The sequence below is a fragment of the Zongyangia sp. genome, assembly GCF_965361945.1.
Map to the genome: position 1 here is coordinate 19,639 of NZ_CBDTOK010000085.1, position 19,098 is coordinate 38,736.

A 19,098-nucleotide genomic window follows, 5' to 3' on the forward strand; every position below is an offset into this window, starting at 1 on the left:
AGGCCCACCTTCTCAGAATAGGAGGGCCTCGTAAATTTCGACCATCTGTGTTTCCACCGTCTCTTTTCCCAAAGCTTCCAACGCTTTTAGCCGCTTCTTTTTGGAAACTCGCGCTTTGCTCTCCCTCAGGTGGATGACAAACTGAGCATCATTCTTGAGTACAGAACGAATGGTATCCCTCATAACCTCATTTTGCATTTTTATTTCTTCTGTCCCATCTGAAGGGCTGGTAAATTCCACACAAAGCGCCCGGTCAAGCTGTTCCATCTTAAGCTGATATGTCGGGTAACCAATACGGTAAGTGGGATCCGCATAACGGCTCTTCCCCACTGTAGGAAAAAGCAGCCTGGTTACGGTTTTTAAATCCTGTTCCCGCTGCAAAAAACTGGGCCACCGTTTCTTTTCTACCCCATTTTCAGCAAGTCCGGTAAATGTGGCAAGAGATCCGCTTCTCTTCTCCTCCGCTACAATGTCCAAAGAGGTTTGCAGGTCGCTCAATCTTTTGACCCCTTGGTTTCGCAGCAGATGGTGGAAGCTTTTTTTCCATCTCCAACGCCTCCAAAAAGGGATGCGAGCTGTATCCGCATAGAATTTTTGCCGCAGTACTTCAATTGATTGAGATATAGGACAGCGGGCTGCAAATAAAATACTGGATACCGCCAATTCCTTAGATGCACTGACACAGGCGATGTCAATCCCGTTTTCCTGTAGCTGTCTTAAGGCGCAATAAACCGCTAAATCACCGATGCCGCATCCCGACAATGCAACACCTATCTTCATTTGATCGCTCCATTTCTCCTCGTAGTATCAAAACGGCAGGCCTTCACAGATTTTGACCTATGCTATTCTACGAAATTGACAGGCTGTCCGTTCCAAAATCCTAGCTATCAGGCTCATTTTAGATGTCAGTTTTTGGTTCCGCAAGGGGAAAACATGTAAGAAAAAGGCAGCCGCAGCTAGCGGTTGCCTTTTTTGCTAATCAAAAGGGGCATATTTTTTCATAATTTCCTGAGCTACTCGGATACCGTCCACCGCAGCACTCATGATGCCGCCGGCATATCCTGCCCCTTCTCCGCAGGGATAAACCCCGCTGACACTAATGGATTCCAGCCGATCTCCACGTGTCATCCGCACCGGAGAGGATGTGCGGGTCTCGACGCCGGTCAATACCGCATCCTCCGCCGCAAACCCTGGAAGCCTCCGTTGGAATTGCATAAGCCCTTCCCGCATCATAGCGGTGACAAAGGGCGGGAGTATATCATCCAGTGAAGCTGGTACCACTCCTAGGGAATAGGAGGGTGTCACTCTGCCAAAATCCGCGCCGGAACGATGATTTAAAAATCTGCCCACCGTTTGTACAGGTGCTCGATAATTTCCTCCTCCGGCCAAAAAGGCGCTGTGTTCCAGCCTTTCTTGAAAGCGGATGGGATCTTGGGGGTGTACCCCAAAATCGTCTCGGTCCACAGAAACTACCAATGCTGCATTGGCATTGACCTGATCTCTGGCAAATTCGCTCATACCGTTGGTGACCACCGTATCAGCTACTGAAGATGCTGGAACAACCACCCCCCCAGGACACATACAAAAGGTGTAGACGCCACGATTTCCCTTTCGATAGGATAACTGATATTCTCCCACGCCCACCAATGGGCTGCCCGCATATTCTCCAAAAAGGGTTTTATCGATCTCTTTTTGGAGATGTTCGATGCGCACCCCTACTGAAAATGCCTTCGGTTCGAAAAAAACGCCATCCTCCATTAAGGACATAAACGTGTCCCTCGCGCTGTGGCCAATGGCCAGAATCGCTGTTTCACAAGGGATCGGCTGGCCCTCGATCAAAAGCGCCCTCAAATTTCCGCCCTGGTGTTCTACCCCGGTTAAGGTTTTCTCAAAGAAAATTTCTCCTCCCAGCGCCAATATTTCCTCACGGATATTTTTTACTACACTGCGAAGCTTGTCCGTTCCAATATGAGGCCTAGAACGCTGGAGGATTTCCTTCGGCGCTCCATGGTTGACCAATTCCTCCAACACAAAAGTACATCGGGAATCGGAAATCCGGGTGGTCAGCTTTCCGTCGGAAAAGGTGCCGGCTCCTCCTTCCCCAAACTGCACATTGGTTCTTTCATTGAGCATCCCTGTTTTCCAAAAGTGCTCCACTGCCTGTACCCGATCTTCTACACACGCGCCACGCTCATAGACAATGGGCCGATAGCCATTTCGGGCAAGAAGCAAAGCCGCAAACATCCCGGCCGGTCCAAATCCAACAACAACCGGCCGCTCCTTCATTTTCTTGACACCAAAGCGGATTTCCAGCATTTCCCTCGGCTTATAAGAAATGCTGCTGTTTTTTCTTCTGGCAGCCAAGTGGGGTTCCCGGCTGGGGTCAGTCAGTTCTACCCCCACGGAACATACCAGTGTCATGTGATTCCTCCGTCTAGCGTCTAGGGACGTTTTCATCACATAAGCGTCTTTGATCCACCTTCTGGAGATCCCTAATAGAGATATGGCCTTATCTACCGCTTCGTCAGCACTCTCCTCAATGGGAATCCTTACGGATGATATGACAATTGGCATGCGTTTCACCCCACAATCCTGTAATAAAACATGGCCTGCCGCCACAGCGGCAGGCCTGAAAAGTTATTTTAAGAATTAGCAGTTACGACGACCACAACAGCATAGTCGCCTTTTGCCCATACCAGTCCTTTCCCCGGTATTACGATATTGACCGGCACCTTAAACTGTCCGGCTGCAATTTCGCTGCCTGAAAGGTCAACTTCGGCCACGATATCCGATGCAGACAAATTTTCTATAATACTGGCATCTCCCACAATCTGTACGTTGGAAATAGATTGAGTGTTGACGGTCACATCAAAGTTAGCCGGCTGGTTCACTACATTGATATTATCGACAGTATAGGTCTGCGATGTTAGATTTTCATTGGTAAAATCTGCCGTAATAGTATTAATATTCTCAATATTGATAAACCCAGAAGGGAGTTGGACATCAAAATCAAAGGTGCTGTCCACATCCAATTGGCTGAAATCCACATAGCCGAGATGCAGTTCGCTCATATTGTCGATGGCATCGGTAGGACCTGCCACCTGAATTGTCTCATTAGACAGGGTATAAGTCAGGGAATCGATGGGGAAGCCGCTGGGCATATGCAAGAAGTCCAGCTTCACCGGCAACTCCTTCATCTTCAGAATGGGGATGGTAACCTCAACCGTTTCATCCTCCTCACTCATGGTGATGGCGGAGTTCTCAATGGCATTTCCCTCTTTGTCCAACAGTGTTACCTGGCCTTCTACAACCTTGGATTCCCGCAGGGTTTCATCTACTTCCACCCTGACCACACATTTTGCCACTCTGGACACATCATTTTCCGGTCCTGTAATGGTAATTTCCGAAGGATTGGCATAAGGCTGCTCCATCATATAACCGTCGGGAACGACAACACCGGAAACATCCACATCCAGGCTCAATGTTTGGGTGGACAGACGGTCAAAGGTGACTCGGACCGTCTCCGGCTTGTTAGATATAATCTCAAATGCCTGGCTGTTGTCTCGTTTTGACACCTGGATTTTTAAATCATAGCTTCCCGCCCCAGTCACGCCGGCAAGGGATGCCGTAGCGATTACATCATCAGCAGTCAGACTGCCCACTACATAACGCTCTCCCGTAACCCAAACGTCCACAGTGCTGTCCTCGCCATCTACCACATCCAACCCTAATCTTCCAATGGATGTAGACTGAATATCAATATTGACGGGGACCTGGGTTAACTTCCCATTTATTTCAGGGCTTACGGTAAACGCAACCACAAACCAGGTGATGATGGCAACGACAAAGGCAAAAATCCATACAAATTTTTTATTATCAAACAGCTTGCCTAAGCTCAACTTTTTCCATTTCATCTTCATTTGTTTTTCGACCTCCAGAATGCCAGCCTTTTTTCGCCAGATTCGCTGGGCTTGTTGGGCAACAGCTCTTTTTCCAAGAGCTGACTGAGCGTGTGAGCGTCAAATCCCCGCTGGAGGCGGCCATTCATGGCCACCGAAATAACACCGGTTTCTTCAGAAACCACTACCACTACCGCATCAGAGTTTTCGCTCATACCAATGGCGGCGCGATGTCTGGTTCCCAGCTGCTTACTGATTTCATCTGTTGTAGAGAGAGGCAAAAAACATCCCGCAGCATAAAGTCTGCCTCCCCGGATAATCATAGCGCCGTCATGGAGAGGAGAATTGGGGAAAAAGACATTGCCGATAAGCTCTGCGGTAGGATCCGCATTGATAATGGTGCCAGTTTTGATGATTTCCCCTAGTTTGGTCTGACGTTCGATTACCATCAGCGCCCCAATTTTTTGACGTGACAATGCCGCCGACGCATTACAGATCATTGAAATTGCTGTCCGCCATTTCCACACAGCCTCTTCCTCATCTGTGTTGCCGGCGCCAAACACATTAAAACTAGACAATCGTGTCCGTCCCATTTGCTCCAAAGCTCTTCGAAGTTCCGGCTGGAACACCACCAGCAATGCAATCATTCCGTATTCAAATACATAACGCAGCACAAAGCTCACCGTTTTGAGCCCAACCTGTTCTGCCAATAAATAGGAAATTGCCAACAGGGCGATGCCCTTAACAAGTTGCTCAGCACGTGTTTCCCGTACCAGCTTCACGCCCTTACAAATTAGGTAGGCAACGATGACAATATCCAAAATATCTACAATGGTAATGGTTCTTATAATACTGAGCAGTGAATTCCAAAAAAGTCCCATATTAATACTTCCCTTTATTTTCCATCACGGCTAAACCGTGTTTTTTCCATTGCGCTTGTCTATTCTACTTTTTCAAATCTAGCATATTGCCCTCAGAAGGGGGCAGAAATATCTTATATTTATTTTTATTCTAACACATTTATTTTTCAACTTAAAGGGTGATGACCGTATTTTACATAAAATTCATGAGATTATTTTTTCCCTTTTTGCAGCACTATTTTTACCGCTCCCAGCAACCGTTGAATGTCTTGGGCAGTCGTGAAAGAAGAAAGACTTGCGCGGATGGCGCCGATTTCTGTTGTTCCCAATTTTTGATGGGAAAGGGGGGCACAATGGTAGCCACCTCGCAAAGCAATTCCCTGTCGATCCAACTGTTCCACCGCAGTAAAGCTGTCCATCCCCTGCAGGTTAAAGCAAACCACCGGTACATAATGGTTGTTATCCGGCCGCTTGGTATAGAGAATAACCCCTTTTATCTTGCTCAAGCCATCATAGAGCATACGGGTTAGATTCATTTCACGTTGATAAATTTTAGACAGTGTCTCCCTTTTTAGATAAGAAAGGCCTGCTCCCAGTCCAATAATGCCCACTGTATTCAGCGTGCCACTTTCAAATTTGTCGGGCATAAATTCCGGCTGTTCAAGTTCCAGGGAATTACTCCCTGTTCCCCCTTCCATGAGCGGACGCAATAGATCTCCCCGATCGGTGATGAGCACACCGGTACCAGAAGGGCCATAAAGACATTTGTGCCCCGCCATACAGAGAAAATCAATATTGTCTTTTTGAATATCAATGGGAAGGATCCCCGCCGTTTGAGCAGCATCCACCAAAAACAGAATGCCATAGCGCTTTGCCAACCGGCCCAGTTTTTCAATAGGAAGACGGATACCGCATACATTAGAGGCATGGGTACAGGCAATAAGCCGGGTGCGAGCCGTAATTTGGGATGCAAAATTTTCCACCGTCCGGTCATCATCCCCCTCTACCACGTCTGCCACACTATAGGTGATCAGTCCCTGGGTGGCCAAACAATGGATCGGCCTGAGCACCGAGTTATGTTCAAAAGTAGAAATGACCACATGATCTCCTCGCTGCAATATCCCTTTGATGGCAATATTTAGCGCGTGGGTGCAATTCTGCGTAAAGATCACATTGGTCACATCATATGCATGGAAAAAATCCGCTAGGGCTTCCCTACAGTCATATACTTTCTCCGCTGTAGCATCGGACATCCTGTGACCGCTTCTCCCAGGATTTGCTCCATAGGTAGTAAAGGCAGTCTGCACTGCCTTTACTACGGAAGCCGGCTTGGGGAATGTGGTCGCCGCATTATCTAAATATACCACAATCAATCACGCCCTTCGATAAAACCTTCGATAAAAATCCCATTGAGCCTGAGTAGTTCCACCGACCTCTCCACATCCCTATCCTGAACAACCAAACCGTGAGCACAACCACCCTTTTGGTTATGCGTTCTCTCTATGCTGCAGCGTATCCCGTCTCTTTGTAGAAGCCGCTGGCCTTTCATTGCAAATGTCGCTGAGCTGAGAACAATCACCGTTTTTCCCATGAGAAAGACCTCCCGGTAATCAGTTTACCGCAGTATGTCCGTGAGGCCTTGCCGGCGGGTATTCCTTTCCTATCAGACATCACCGCGGCTTTTACATCATATGCGCACTCAGAAGAAGGGTGTGTCCGCTTTATATCCAAACGGGCACACCCTTCTCAAAGCTTCTTATTTTTTGTCAATAGGCAAACGGCATGGGCCGCTATTCCCTCTTTTGCGCCTGTAAATCCCAACCCCTCTTCGGTGGTGGCCTTCACCGATACCACTTCGGTGTCCACATGGCACAGCGCCGCAATATTCCGGCGCATCTCCTGAATATAAGGCGACAATTTGGGCCACTGGGCAATGACGGTAGCATCCAAATTTTCTAAGCGGTATCCTCTTTCTACTATCAGGGCCATCACCCTCTCTAAGAGCTTTTTGCTGTCCGCGCCCTGGTAACTTTCGTCTGTGTCTGGAAAGTGCTTGCCGATATCGCCCAGGGCAAGCGCCCCCAAAAGGGCGTCCATCACCGCATGCAAAAGGACATCCGCATCAGAGTGGCCCAGCAGCCCCCATTCTCCCGGAATATGCACTCCGCCCAAAATCAAAGGGCGTTCCTCTACCAAACGATGGACATCATATCCGTGCCCGATCCGCACAGCCTTTCTCTCCTCTCTGTAGGATGGCTGGCCCTTCTCTTTTAAAAGAGCTGCCGCTACCTGAATATCCTCTGGGGTGGTAATTTTGATATTTTTGTAATCTCCCTGGGCCAAGTACACTTTTTTCCCCTGGCGTTCCACCAGCTGGCAGTCGTCGGTCATGGAAAGTCCCGCCGCTTCACACTCTTGCAGAGCGTCTCGATAAAGCTGTGCAGCAAAAACCTGGGGAGTTTGGGTAATATAAAGCTGTTCCCGATCGGGAGTATGGTCAATACTGCCGTCACATCCTCCCACCTTGATGGTATCTTTTACCTTAACCGCCGCCGTGCAGGCACCCTTTTCTTCCGCCAAAGAAAGGCAGGCATCAATCGTTGCTTGGCTGACCAAAGGCCGGGCGCCGTCGTGTATGCAGTAATATGCTGTCTGTGGATTTGCCGCAAGGATGCCTTGCTTTACCGACGCCTGCCGGCTGTCCCCTCCCGCTACTACGGCGTTGAGTTTTTGGATGCCATATTGCCGGGCCGCATTCTCTGTCTTCTCCCGGTCGGACTGACGTACCACCGCAATAATCTCGTCAATTCGGTCATTGCGCTCAAAAGCCATCAAGCTATGTACCAACACCGGAATCCCATCTAACAGAGCCCATTGCTTGTCAATGCCCTCCATCCGGCTAGCGGATCCTGCCGCCACCACAATCGCCGTTACCTTTTCTTTCATACACTTCCCAGCCTCTCTATTTCTCCCTTCTATCATAACTCCTATAGAAAAAAAAAGCAAAAGCCGGAAGTTTACTTCCGGCTTTTTTATTAAACCATAGAGAACAATTCTTCATCAGCAGGAACCTGTTTCCCCTCGCGAATCATTTTGGTCCAGGCATTTCCTTTCGCGATATTGCCCACGAGGAGCATTCCACGCAGGACTCCATCGAGAACCACCCCGCGCTGATAGCTCTTTTCTTCCCTTTTGACAACATAAGTCCCACCATCCAAGAAGATATCCCCAATGGCGAGGGACATGATACCATAATAGTTGAGCCCATTGCGCGGCGGATAAGCATTTTGATAAACTGAATCTTTCCCCGCCATATTTTCCCCGGCTACTTTTCCCTGTTCCACGGCGCACAGCCATGTCCCGGTCAAACCGGTCACATCTCCCGCGGCGAAGATGTCCGGCAAAGAGGTCATCATGTGCTCATTCACGGTAACCCCTCTGTCACTCTTCACAGAGCTTTTCGCAAAGGAAAAATTGGGGCGTACGCCTGCCGCCACAACAATGATGTCACAGTCGATTTTCCTGCCATCTGCCAGCAGAATGCTTCGTGCATGAGAATCGCTATCTATAAGGCAGCTTTCCACCTTTGCCTGAAGGACAAAGGAAGCGCCACGCTCCTCAAAAGCTTTCTGATACCTTGCCGCAGCTTCTTGATCCAGCTGTAGCGGAATGATCCGATCCGCCATCTCCACTACCGTTACCTGACATCCGCGATGCAACAGAGCTTCTGTAACATCCATCCCCACGAGCCCCGAGCCAATGACAACCACCCGGCAACCCTGGCTGATTTCCTTTAAAATTGCGTCTGCATCCGGCATATCACGGAACACAAATACACCGCTAGCCTCCCGCAGATGCTCTACTGGCGGGATAGAAGGCTGGGCACCGGATGCGATTAGAAGCCTGTCATAGCTTTCCCGGGAACCGTCGGAAAGAAGCACTTCTTTTTGTTCTGGATATATTTCTTCAGCGCCCTGTCCGGAGATCCAACGGACCTGGTATTTCTCGAAAAAATCCGGCTCCACAAAATTGATCTTTTCCGCCGTTTTTTCTCCGGAAAGATAACGCAAAAGCATATTCCTTCCATAAACCTTTTGATCTGTGCTGACAACAACAATCTCATCTTCTTGCCGCAACCCGCGGATTGTTTTCGCAGCCGTCAGGCCGGCGGGTCCCGCGCCGATAATCACGTGTTTCATCGTTTCCACCTCACCATATTCTAATTTCATCCTGTACTATTTTCAGGAAAATATGCAGCAGGATCATGCTTTGAGCATATTGGCATTTTTCCATTTGCCCCGGACAAAGCGCCCAATAAATACAATCAGCCGGAACAGCCAGTCAATGGTCATAGCAATCCAGACACCAAAAACTCCCATTCCCATCCAGCTGGCCAACAGATAGCTAAACGCGATGCGGAACACCCACATAGAGATGATGGACATTATCATGGTATATTTGACATCCCCTGCGGCCCGCAATCCGTTGGGCAGCGTAAAGGAAGCTGTCCACAGGAAAATAGCACAAATACTGTGATAGATCAGGATCAATAGAGCATCTTTTGCTGCTGTGTCAGAAAGGTTGAAAAAGGCAACCAATGCAGGAGAGGCACAAAGAATCACAGCATTGAGAATTCCCATGCACAGGTAAGCTAGCTTTGTCAGTTTGACAGTATAACAGGTGGCCTGGTCATAGTCTCCGGCCCCAACACATTGGCCCACCACTGTAATCATTGCTAGTCCTATTGCGGTGCCCGGCAACACTGCTACATTGGCAACTGTAGTCGCCACCGCATTGGCCGCAATAGCCGCTGTACCAAAGGTGGCGATCAGCCCCTGTACCAGTATTTTTCCTATCTGGAACATGCCGTTTTCCAGCCCATTAGGGACACCGATCCGCAGAATATTCTGGATCATTCTGGGTTTGAGGTCAAATCTCCACAGTTTCTCCACATGGACAGGCAGCGTCGATCGATGCAGTAATATGATAATAAAAACGCAAGCAAGAAGCCGAGACGCCAATGAAGCAATGCCGGCGCCAGCAACTCCCATGTCAAAACCATAGATTAACACTGCATTTCCGGAAATGTTGACAATATTCATCAGAAGCGAGGCGAACATGGATACCTTAGAGTTTCCCATGGAACGGAAAAGGGCTGCTCCCGCGTTATACACAGCGATAAAGGGATAGGAAAGTGCGGACAGGAACAGATAGGTCTGGGCATTTGTCATAACATCCGCGTCAATATGGCCAAAGGCTAGATTCAGCAAATGGTTGCGCAAAGAAAGGCAAATTACCATAATGACAACAGAAAGAATAGCCACCGTGTAAATGAGTTGTTTGCCAGCTATTCGGGCGTTTCTCTCGTCATTGCGCCCCAAGTATTGGGATGTCACCACCGCGCCGCCTGTGGCCAAAGCCGAAAACACATTAATTAAGAGAATATTAATAGTGTCCACCAAAGAAATACCAGAGACAGCCGCTTCACCGTTATTGGCCACCATTACCGTGTCCGCCATACCTACGGTTACCGCTAGAATTTGCTCGATCATCAGCGGTATAATGAGTTTTCTTAGATCCCGCTTTGAAAACATACTCCACCTTCAAAATACACTTTTTTATTAAACTATGCGCCTTTTTATTCCAAAAAGCAAGAGTATGTATGGAGAGAACAAAATATTTGTAAAATCATAGCAGTATTTTCTGCTTTTCTTTTCTGTTTTCTTGTCATTTTGTCTATTTCGTCTGAAATGTCATGAACTTTTTGTTGGAAAAAAGGTTTGAGAAATAAGAAAACTCCCGCTATACTTAAAAGAGAAACTAAACTGCAAGGAGGTCCTCCCGTGGAACAGCCCAAATATGATTGGAAGGAAATTGCCCGATTTTTTCTCATCAACCTGCTTGGCTCCTATTGCTATGCCATGGGGGTCCATATTTTTACTACGCCCTATCAGATTGCACCAGGAGGTATCACTGGTCTTGCCACCATGATTAACTTTCTATGGGGCCTTCCTATCGGCGTTATGACCTTCGCTATTAATGTTCCCCTGCTGATCCTATCCTGGCTCCATATCTCCCATCAGTTTACCATACGTACGGCAATTTCTACCGCTCTGCTCAGTGTCTGTACCGACTTGCTGGTCATCTGGATGCCTCAATACCCTTCCACCTCTGCCCTGGCTCCCCTGCTGGCCAGTCTATTTGGCGGGATCCTTATGGGCATTGGAAATGGTCTTGTCTATATGGGAAATTCCACTACGGGAGGTACTGCCATTGTAGGCGCTCTCATTCAGAAAAGGTTTCCCCAATTTTCTATGGGCAAACTGTTGACCGGAGCTAATATGCTGATCGTGATCGCCTCCATCTTTGTCTTTGGCAACATTGATTCTGCCATCTTCGCTGGTATCTGCATCTACATTTCCGGCTTGGTCATGGACCAGCTGGTCTATGGTATGAACATCAACCGGCTTCTCTTCATCATCTCTGATCAGAGCTCCGCCATAGAAAACCGGATCCTACAGGATCTTCATCGAGGGGTGACTGTTCTCAAGGGCGAAGGGGGCTACAAGCATTCCCAGAAAAATGTTATCTTCTGTGTGGTCAGTAAATCCCAATTTCACAAGGTGAGAAAGCTTACCATGCAGGTGGATCCCGGTGCATTTATTGTCGGCTGCGAGGCCGGCGACGTGCTGGGCCGTGGCTTCCGCCATCTGGACTAACATATTAAAAGGCAGCTGGTCTTTCAGCTGCCTTTTATTCATTCCTCGGCATGGTTGATAAAGCCTTTAAATACCGTCAAGATCAAAATCTTGATGTCCAGAAAAAAAGTCCAGTTTTCGATATAGAAAATATCGCACTTAATCCGTTCTAAAATAGAGGTATCCCCCCTCCATCCATGAATTTGAGCCCAGCCCGTAATACCAGGGCGCACCAGATGCTTCATCATATAAAGAGGAATTTCCTCCTTAAATTTCCCCACAAAAAAAGGACGTTCCGGCCGAGGGCCTACTAAGCTCATGTCCCCTTTGAGCACATTAAAAAGCTGCGGCAGCTCATCTATGCTGTATTTTCGAAGGAATACTCCGAACTTGGTTCTCCGGCTGTCGTTTTGGGTTCCCCAGGTGGTCATATCCGACCGTTCCTCCACCCGCATGGAACGGAATTTATACATAGTGAAGGGTCTCTTATTCCGACCAATCCTCTGCTGACGATAAATAACGGGGCCCGGGGAGGTACATCTGACCCCGACAGCGATGACAAGCAAAAGAGGGGACAAAATCAGCAGTCCTAGCCCTGATGCTAGGATATCAAAGCTTCGCTTTACAAAGGAATTGATGGGATTATCTAGCGGAACACGCCGGAGGTTGATGAGAGGCAATCCTTCTATCTCATCAATGTAAGGCCTTGTAGGCAGGTATTTCGTGTAAAAGGGCAGGAGGCTGGATTTCACTCCGGACTTCTCACAAATATCGATAATATCCCCTAAATGAGGGAACTCGTCATAGTCTAAAGAGATGACTACTTCATCAATTCCACTGCCGGCGAGCAGATCCTGTAACCGAGAAAAATCCCCGCTGTAAGGGATGTCCCTCCCCCCCACATCTTCCTTCTGACCGCTGATATATCCATCTATCCTGTAGCCCAAATTCTTGTTGGTGCTGATCTTGTCAAAAAATTCGCCAGCGGCTTCATTCCATCCCACGAGGAGTAGATGCTTTAAATTGTAGCCCTTTCTTCTCAGATACCGTAACAGTTTCCGCAAGATGATCCGCTCTATTGAGGATAAAATGAAATTGATCCCCCCGAATAGAAGGATAACCATCCGGGAAATATTGACTTCCTTTAAAAAGAAAGCCAATACAAAGATAAAAATAATCCCAACAAGATTGGCCTCCATCACCTTACCGATTTCAGACGTCAGCGCCTTATGTCGGTAGGTTTCGTGGAGGCCGAAATAATGGTAAATCAAAAAATAGGCCGGTACTGCTACAAGCATCAGCTGCATATAATAGACGAGTTCTATGGCATTGCTTTCTCCTGCTAACAAATTAAACCGGATGTGGTAAGATAACAGCATGGAAAAAATGCTGATGATAGCATCGCCTAACACCAGTAACAGGTTGAAAAGCCTTTGATTCTCCTTTATCATTCCGTTAGCTCCTCTATGGATCTATACTTTCTTTTGTTTTATCTTCCATCTTCTGTCATGAATGAGAATTTTTATCTGTAATCAAAAACGCCCCGGATGTCCGGGGCATTTTCTGCCGTCCTCAGAACAATGTGACATAAGGGACCAGCAGCAGCCGGTTCGTTTGCAGCAGAAAAGCGTAATACAAAAGCCCCACTGCAAGAACAAACCCAATGGCAGCATAATACAGGGCTTTTTGATCTCTCAATTCGGTCCGCAGCTTTGTTTCTTTGGCGCTTGTTTGCTTTCTTCTGCCTCTATCCGCCTGCTGGAGCAGGGTGAGTTCCTCAGTTTTCTCTGGATCCACCTGCACCGAACAAACGATCTCTGGAAGCAGATAGATGATCGCCGGGAAGAAAATCAAAGCAACCCGTTGAAAGATGAAATGCTTTATGGTGAGTATGAACAAAAAGGCCGCATACATTGTGAAATTCAGCAGCACCACATTCTGTGGATTTCTGTTGAGTAATCTTTTTTTCAGACAATAGGCAGCGATAAACACTACAATAGGGATGAGCGCCGTCTTAGCATCCCTACCCATGAGATAGTAGCGTCCCTGTTCTGTCTCGATATAGAATTGATAGACAAATTTGGTCACAAAATTGATAATGGGCCAGGAAAAAATAAGGATTAGCCCTGTCCCCACCCCATAGATGACCAGCGATTTCCAATTGACAGGCAGATTGGCCAAGAAATAAATGGGAATTAAAATCAGCACACTTTTATGGAAGGAGGCGGCCAGCAGGACCAGCAGTATATAAGGAACCAACTTTTTCTTTTGCAGCAAGGGGATGGCAAACAATAGGATGGAAATCGCTATTTCCTGCCGAAGGGTGCACATGGTATAGCCGAAGAATCCGAAGGCGACAAAGGTAAAAACGCTGATCCAAACAGAGGAAGAATATCGGTAGATGGCTACGGCTCTTAGCCCAATGGTCAGAACTGCGACTACCGCCATAAACACATAGGTGTGATTCGTAGCAAGGGAAACTAGATAATTGAGCAGGCTAAATCCGAATTCAAACCGATAGGGATTCTCCGCTGAAATTAGGTAGCTAAGGTCATGGTTTGCCACCGACTGAAAATAGTTGGCATACATTTCATAATCTATCCCTACAGTATCGGCACGCAAACTTGCCATGAGAATCATTACAGCTGTTACCACACATAGATAGATTAAATCATTTCTCCGGCTGCCCCTGCGTTCGCAGAGCACAAACCCTAGCACTGCCACCGGAAGTAGCAGTAAATAATAGGGGAGCACACATCCACCCGCCTTCTTTGGGACATAGTTCTCATCTTTTTCAATGTCCCGAAAACATATGGTTACACGGTTATTATGCCTATCTATTGGGTGGATATAAACAATCTGTTCTATCTTTTATCATAAATCCTGATGCTGCCTTCCCTCATGGTCCAGGGTATAGGGAGCTGGATAAATCAGGGAGCTTACCGTCACAAATTCATAGCCTTTCTTCTGCAGCTGGCCCAATATCTGGGGAAGGGCTGTGGGGGTATCTGGCGCGCCACTGTGAAATAGTACAATAGAGCCATTTTCCACCTTACCCATCACCCTTTCCACAATTGTTTCGGCACCTGGCTTTTTCCAGTCGACAGAATCTATATTCCATTGAATACACTCAAGGCCCGCATCACGTACAGCACGCACCACCTCGCTGTTATAGGAACCCGAAGGCACCCGAAAGAGAGTCGGCCTCGCCCCGGTAACCGCTTGGATTTTATCACAGGAGTTCTGGATTTCCGCCTGGATCTGCTCGTTGGAAATTTGTGTCATATCCGCATGGGTGTCCGAATGGCTCATGACCTCGTGGCCGGCTTCGGCCAATTTCCTCACAGATTCCGGATAGGTTTCGCACCATTGTCCCACCACAAAAAAGGTACATTTGGCGTTATAGCCTTCCAAGATTTGAAGTAGTGCATCAATATCCTTGTCATCCCAGGCGCAGTTAAAGGTAATCGCCACCTTCTTTTCTTGGGTGTCCACGCTGTAAATGGGGATATCCTTTTTATCCTGCATTGTCCCCACTACTTTGGAGGCTCCGTAGGCAATGCAGACGGCGATTATTATGCCGAAGAGAATCACAAAGCTGCTGAACATCAGTTTCTTTTTTGTTACAACAAAATAGCCCATATTCCCGCTCCCTTTCATTGTTTTTCATCTCTCTTCAATATATGAGCCTTTATCTTTCAGCAGAAGAAAAAATCATTACTTTGCACCAGGGATTCTTCTATAATTCTCGGTGAAATTGTCGATATGCCCTAATTTTTCTCAACGACTTGACAAGTCATATAATTTGGCATATGATTTTAGCAACACGAGAAAAGCGATGATGGGGAAATTACACCGACAGATTCTTTCAGAGAGTTGCCGGCTGGTGAAAGGCAATAGATATGCGGTGGAGCAATCACCCCTGAGCTGCTGGCTGAACCCCATCTGGGCAAGTAAGCTTTGCCGGTTCCTGACCGTTAAAGACAGGCCGCATTGATCAAAAGATGCGGAAATAAGTGGGCATCTTCTCAAAAGATGTCAATAAGAGTGGTACCACGGAAGCCAAAGCCTTCGTCTCTTGCAGACGCAGGCTTTTTTTGTTAGAAAAATCTCGAAAGGGGCAGATCACATGACCAGAAAAATCGAGATATTGGATTCCACCCTCCGGGATGGCGCCCAAGGGGAAGGCATTTCCTTCTCGGTGGAGGATAAACTGAATATTGTGCGGTCTCTGGACCGGCTGGGTGTGGATTATATTGAAGCCGGTAATCCCGGCTCTAATCCCAAAGACATGGAGTTTTTCGAACGGGTTAAAATGCTGGATCTTCGTTATTCCCGTTTGGTTGCCTTCGGCTCTACCCGTCGATGTCATATCCCGGTCCAAGAGGATAAAAACGTCCGGGCCCTTATCGGCGCCGGCACCTCTACTGTGGCCATCTTCGGCAAGTGCTGGGATATGCATGTCGCCGAGATTCTCCGCACCACCCTGGAGGAAAATCTTCGGATGATTGAAGAGACCCTTGCCTATTTTAAGAGTCACGGCAAAGAGGTCATCTTTGATGCAGAGCATTTTTTCGACGGATATAAAAAGAATCCGGATTATGCAATGCAGGCCTTAGAAGCTGCGGTTCGGGCTGGCGCTGACTGTCTGAACCTTTGTGACACCAACGGCGGATGTTTTCCCGATGAAATTTATGAGATGACCAAGGCTGTCTGTGCGCGCTTTCCTGTTAAAGTGGGCATCCACTGCCACAATGACATAGGATGTGCGGTGGCTGGCACCCTCATGGCGGTCAAAGGCGGGGCAACCCATGTCCAGGGCACCTATATCGGGTTTGGAGAACGGTGTGGCAATACCAATCTATCCACTGTAATCCCTTCTCTCCAGCTCAAGGCGGGATATCATTGCATCCCGGACGAAAACATTCGTCTTCTCACCAAAACTGCTACCTACATTGCCGAAATTTCCAATCTCACGGTGGATCACGGTATGCCCTATGTAGGAAAAAGCGCCTTTGCCCATAAGGGTGGCATGCATGTAGATGGGGTCAACAAAAACCCCGCTTCCTTTGAGCATATTCCGCCAGAAACAGTGGGAAATAAGCGCAACATCCTCCTTTCCGAGGTAGCAGGGCGGGGGGCTGTCGTCAAAAAGCTCAGCCACCTGGATCATTCCATTACCAAAGATTCCCCTCAGGCGCAGGAAATGGTAGAACTACTCAAGAATAAAGAGCTGGAGGGTTATCAATTTGAGTCTGCTTCTGCCTCCTTAGAGCTTCTGATTCTCAAACGTCTAGGACGTTTCACCCCATTTTTCCACATTGAGCATTTTAAAATCATCGGAGAACGGGAACAGGATAAAAGCGCTCCCTCCTCCGCTATGGTAAAGATCAAGGTGGGAGATCAATACGAAATCACTGCTGATGAGGGAAACGGTCCTGTCCATGCCTTGGACAAGGCCATGCGCAAGGCCTTAGAGGTTTTCTATCCCGCTCTTTCCCACATGCGCCTTATCGACTATAAGGTCCGTGTCATGGAAACCCATCAGGCCACCGCTGCCAAAGTCCGGGTTCTCATCGAGTCTACCGACGGACAGAATGTCTGGACCACCATCGGCGTATCGACCGACGTCATTAACGCCAGTGCTACTGCCCTATCCGATTCCATCGAATACAAACTTTACAAGGACGCTCATCCTGACAAATGAGAAAAAATCTGTTATAATAAATTTTTAGAATTGGTTATTAGTTGCAAGTTTATCTGATAAAAATTGCAGAAGCTATGTTTTCTGCTCAAAGAAAGGAAGGATTTTACTCATGGGTATGACAATGACACAAAAAATCCTCGCCGCTCACGCCGGCAAAGAACGGGTGCGAGCCGGAGAACTTATCAGTGCAAAGCTGGATATGGTACTCGGCAATGACATCACTTCTCCCGTCGCCATTAACGAATTTTATAAGTACGGCTTTGAGCAGGTATTTGATAAGGAAAAAATCTCCCTGGTCATGGATCATTTTACTCCAAATAAGGACATCAAAGCCGCAACACAGGCAAAGCAATGCCGCGATTTTGCAGCAAAGATGGGAATCGTCAACTATTATGATGTGGGACAAATGGGGGTAGAGCATGCGCTTTTACCGGAAAAAGGCTTGGTTGCTCCAGGAGAACTGGTCATCGGTGCTGATTCCCATACCTGCACCTACGGCGCGCTGGGTGCTTTCTCCACCGGCGTCGGCTCCACCGATATGGCCGCCGGTATGGCACAAGGTGTCGCCTGGTTTAAAGTCCCCGCTGCCATTAAATTTAATCTCAAAGGCAAACTGACCGGTTATGCCAGCGGCAAAGACGTCATCCTGCATATTATCGGTATGATCGGCGTAGATGGAGCCCTCTACAAATCTATGGAATTTAGTGGAGAAGGCCTCTCCTCCCTCTCCATGGACGACCGGCTCTGTATGGCCAATATGGCCATTGAGGCAGGAGCCAAAAATGGCATCTTCCAGGTAGATGATGTGGTTCTCGATTATGTCAAAGACAAAGTTCATCGGGATTTTCAGGTCTATGAAGCTGACCCCGATGCAGAGTATGAAAAAGTCTATGACATTGATCTAAGTCAGATCAAGCCCACGGTGGCCTTCCCCCATCTCCCCGAAAACACAAAGACTGTAGAAGAAATCAAAGAGCCTGTCGCCATCGATCAGGTGGTCATCGGCTCCTGCACCAACGGCCGTCTCAGCGACCTTGTAGCCGCCGCCCAGGTGCTCAAGGGCAGAAAGGTAAAGAAGGGTGTACGGGCCATTATCATTCCAGCCACCCAGAAAATCTATCTGGAGGCCATGAAAATGGGACTTCTGGAAACCTTCATCGAGTCTGGTTGCGTTGTCTCCACCCCTACCTGCGGTCCCTGCCTCGGCGGATATATGGGTATCCTCGCCAAAGGGGAAAGAGCCGTCGCCACCACCAACCGCAACTTTGTAGGCCGGATGGGACATCCGGAATCAGAGGTCTATCTTGCAAGTCCGGCTGTGGCTGCCGCCAGCGCTGTGGCAGGCGTTATCGCTACCCCAGACCAGCTGTAATCGACAAAGGAGGTTAGGAACAATGAATGCACACGGCAAAGTATTAAAATATGGTGACAATGTGGATACCGACGTCATTATTCCAGCGCGGTATCTCAACTCCGCAGATCCCAAGGAGCTAGCCTCCCACTGTATGGAAGATCTGGACAAAGATTTTACAAATAAGGTCCATCCCGGCGACATCATTGTAGCAGGCTATAACTTCGGCTGCGGCTCCTCCCGGGAACACGCCCCTATTGCAATCAAGGAAAGCGGCATTTCCTGTGTCATTGCCCGCTCCTTCGCCCGCATTTTTTACCGCAACTCTATCAATATTGGGCTGGCAATTCTGGAGTGCGAGGAAGCCTGTGACAAAATTTCCGATGGTGATGAGGTGGAAATCGACTTTGACACTGGTATCATCAAGAATCTAACAAAAAATGAAGCCTATCAGGCTCAGCCCTTCCCAGATTTTATCAAAGGGATTATCAATTCCAACGGGCTGCTCAATTATCTAAAAAACAACAAATAGAAGGGAGCACCCTACTATGAATAAGAATATTGCGCTGATCAAGGGCGACGG

16 protein-coding genes and 1 other annotated feature are annotated in these 19,098 nt (G+C 47.9%); of the genes, 4 read left to right on the forward strand and 12 right to left on the reverse strand.

Going from position 1 to position 19,098, the window contains the following annotated elements:
• Nucleotides 1-12: 12 nt before the first annotated feature.
• The 9 genes from ACZ25G_RS05430 to ACZ25G_RS05470 form a co-directional block, all read right to left on the reverse strand.
• On the reverse strand, nucleotides 13-780 hold the full coding sequence (locus ACZ25G_RS05430; protein ID WP_463681799.1) for a hypothetical protein: 768 nt from the start codon (nucleotides 778-780) through the stop codon (nucleotides 13-15).
• Nucleotides 781-975: 195 nt separating this feature from the next.
• The gene (locus ACZ25G_RS05435) at nucleotides 976-2,574 is read right to left on the reverse strand and encodes an NAD(P)/FAD-dependent oxidoreductase (protein ID WP_463681800.1); all 1,599 of its coding nucleotides are present in this window, start codon (nucleotides 2,572-2,574) and stop codon (nucleotides 976-978) included.
• Between the two features lie 68 nt (nucleotides 2,575-2,642).
• The gene (locus ACZ25G_RS05440) at nucleotides 2,643-3,920 is read right to left on the reverse strand and encodes a CdaR family protein (RefSeq protein WP_463681801.1); all 1,278 of its coding nucleotides are present in this window, start codon (nucleotides 3,918-3,920) and stop codon (nucleotides 2,643-2,645) included.
• On the reverse strand, nucleotides 3,917-4,780 hold the full coding sequence (cdaA, locus tag ACZ25G_RS05445) for a diadenylate cyclase CdaA (RefSeq protein WP_191482774.1): 864 nt from the start codon (nucleotides 4,778-4,780) through the stop codon (nucleotides 3,917-3,919). The genes ACZ25G_RS05440 and cdaA overlap by 4 nt, the downstream gene beginning before the upstream one ends.
• A 191-nt stretch (nucleotides 4,781-4,971) precedes the next feature.
• The gene (locus tag ACZ25G_RS05450; RefSeq protein ID WP_463681802.1) at nucleotides 4,972-6,126 is read right to left on the reverse strand and encodes an aminotransferase class V-fold PLP-dependent enzyme; all 1,155 of its coding nucleotides are present in this window, start codon (nucleotides 6,124-6,126) and stop codon (nucleotides 4,972-4,974) included.
• 2 nt (nucleotides 6,127-6,128) lie between these two features.
• Nucleotides 6,129-6,350 (reverse strand): putative Se/S carrier-like protein, encoded by a 222-nt coding sequence (locus tag ACZ25G_RS05455; RefSeq protein ID WP_342681148.1) that lies wholly within the window; start codon nucleotides 6,348-6,350, stop codon nucleotides 6,129-6,131.
• A 155-nt stretch (nucleotides 6,351-6,505) separates the two neighbouring features.
• Entirely contained in the window at nucleotides 6,506-7,705 is a 1,200-nt protein-coding gene (gene ispF, locus ACZ25G_RS05460) for a 2-C-methyl-D-erythritol 2,4-cyclodiphosphate synthase (RefSeq protein WP_463681803.1), read from the reverse strand.
• Between the two features lie 89 nt (nucleotides 7,706-7,794).
• Nucleotides 7,795-8,988, reverse strand: coding sequence for an NAD(P)/FAD-dependent oxidoreductase (locus tag ACZ25G_RS05465; RefSeq protein ID WP_463681804.1), 1,194 nt, complete (start codon nucleotides 8,986-8,988; stop codon nucleotides 7,795-7,797).
• 33 nt (nucleotides 8,989-9,021) lie between these two features.
• Nucleotides 9,022-10,353 (reverse strand): MATE family efflux transporter, encoded by a 1,332-nt coding sequence (locus ACZ25G_RS05470; RefSeq protein WP_463681805.1) that lies wholly within the window; start codon nucleotides 10,351-10,353, stop codon nucleotides 9,022-9,024.
• A 249-nt stretch (nucleotides 10,354-10,602) separates the two neighbouring features.
• Between ACZ25G_RS05470 and ACZ25G_RS05475 the strand changes: the two genes are divergently transcribed.
• Nucleotides 10,603-11,478, forward strand: coding sequence for a YitT family protein (locus ACZ25G_RS05475; protein ID WP_463681806.1), 876 nt, complete (start codon nucleotides 10,603-10,605; stop codon nucleotides 11,476-11,478).
• 38 nt (nucleotides 11,479-11,516) lie between these two features.
• On the opposite strand, the gene ACZ25G_RS05480 is transcribed toward ACZ25G_RS05475, so the two are convergent.
• The 3 genes from ACZ25G_RS05480 to ACZ25G_RS05490 form a co-directional block, all read right to left on the reverse strand.
• Nucleotides 11,517-12,908, reverse strand: coding sequence for an undecaprenyl-phosphate glucose phosphotransferase (locus ACZ25G_RS05480; RefSeq protein WP_463681807.1), 1,392 nt, complete (start codon nucleotides 12,906-12,908; stop codon nucleotides 11,517-11,519).
• A 121-nt stretch (nucleotides 12,909-13,029) separates the two neighbouring features.
• Nucleotides 13,030-14,211: an EpsG family protein gene (locus ACZ25G_RS05485; RefSeq protein WP_463681808.1), complete on the reverse strand. Its 1,182-nt coding sequence runs from the start codon at nucleotides 14,209-14,211 to the stop codon at nucleotides 13,030-13,032.
• 120 nt (nucleotides 14,212-14,331) lie between these two features.
• Nucleotides 14,332-15,099, reverse strand: a complete 768-nt coding sequence (locus tag ACZ25G_RS05490; RefSeq protein WP_463681809.1) for a polysaccharide deacetylase family protein — start codon at nucleotides 15,097-15,099, stop codon at nucleotides 14,332-14,334.
• A 187-nt stretch (nucleotides 15,100-15,286) separates the two neighbouring features.
• Nucleotides 15,287-15,539, forward strand: a binding site (T-box leader).
• 47 nt (nucleotides 15,540-15,586) lie between these two features.
• Here ACZ25G_RS05490 and cimA point away from each other — a divergent pair.
• The 3 genes from cimA (at nucleotide 15,587) to leuD (ending at nucleotide 19,047) form a co-directional block, all read left to right on the forward strand.
• On the forward strand, nucleotides 15,587-17,164 hold the full coding sequence (cimA, locus tag ACZ25G_RS05495; protein ID WP_463681810.1) for a citramalate synthase: 1,578 nt from the start codon (nucleotides 15,587-15,589) through the stop codon (nucleotides 17,162-17,164).
• A 109-nt stretch (nucleotides 17,165-17,273) separates the two neighbouring features.
• On the forward strand, nucleotides 17,274-18,536 hold the full coding sequence (gene leuC / locus ACZ25G_RS05500; RefSeq protein ID WP_463681811.1) for a 3-isopropylmalate dehydratase large subunit: 1,263 nt from the start codon (nucleotides 17,274-17,276) through the stop codon (nucleotides 18,534-18,536).
• A gap of 22 nt (nucleotides 18,537-18,558) precedes the next feature.
• Nucleotides 18,559-19,047, forward strand: coding sequence for a 3-isopropylmalate dehydratase small subunit (gene leuD, locus ACZ25G_RS05505; RefSeq protein WP_463681812.1), 489 nt, complete (start codon nucleotides 18,559-18,561; stop codon nucleotides 19,045-19,047).
• The last annotated feature ends 51 nt before the right edge of the window (nucleotides 19,048-19,098 follow it).

Excerpts from the sequence above, each read along its gene's own strand:
- ACZ25G_RS05455 (WP_342681148.1), bottom strand. The coding sequence starts at position 6,350 with ATGGGAAAAACGGTGATTGTTCTCAGCTCAGCGACATTTGCAATGAAA.
- ACZ25G_RS05435 (WP_463681800.1), bottom strand. The coding sequence starts at position 2,574 with ATGCCAATTGTCATATCATCCGTAAGGATTCCCATTGAGGAGAGTGCT.
- cdaA (WP_191482774.1), bottom strand. The coding sequence starts at position 4,780 with ATGGGACTTTTTTGGAATTCACTGCTCAGTATTATAAGAACCATTACC.
- ACZ25G_RS05465 (WP_463681804.1), bottom strand. The coding sequence starts at position 8,988 with ATGAAATTAGAATATGGTGAGGTGGAAACGATGAAACACGTGATTATC.
- ACZ25G_RS05440 (WP_463681801.1), bottom strand. The coding sequence starts at position 3,920 with ATGAAGATGAAATGGAAAAAGTTGAGCTTAGGCAAGCTGTTTGATAAT.
- ACZ25G_RS05470 (WP_463681805.1), bottom strand. The coding sequence starts at position 10,353 with ATGTTTTCAAAGCGGGATCTAAGAAAACTCATTATACCGCTGATGATC.
- ACZ25G_RS05480 (WP_463681807.1), bottom strand. The coding sequence starts at position 12,908 with ATGATAAAGGAGAATCAAAGGCTTTTCAACCTGTTACTGGTGTTAGGC.
- ACZ25G_RS05430 (WP_463681799.1), bottom strand. The coding sequence starts at position 780 with ATGAAGATAGGTGTTGCATTGTCGGGATGCGGCATCGGTGATTTAGCG.
- ACZ25G_RS05490 (WP_463681809.1), bottom strand. The coding sequence starts at position 15,099 with ATGGGCTATTTTGTTGTAACAAAAAAGAAACTGATGTTCAGCAGCTTT.
- ispF (WP_463681803.1), bottom strand. The coding sequence starts at position 7,705 with ATGAAAGAAAAGGTAACGGCGATTGTGGTGGCGGCAGGATCCGCTAGC.
- leuC (WP_463681811.1), top strand. The coding sequence starts at position 17,274 with ATGGGTATGACAATGACACAAAAAATCCTCGCCGCTCACGCCGGCAAA.
- leuD (WP_463681812.1), top strand. The coding sequence starts at position 18,559 with ATGAATGCACACGGCAAAGTATTAAAATATGGTGACAATGTGGATACC.
- cimA (WP_463681810.1), top strand. The coding sequence starts at position 15,587 with ATGACCAGAAAAATCGAGATATTGGATTCCACCCTCCGGGATGGCGCC.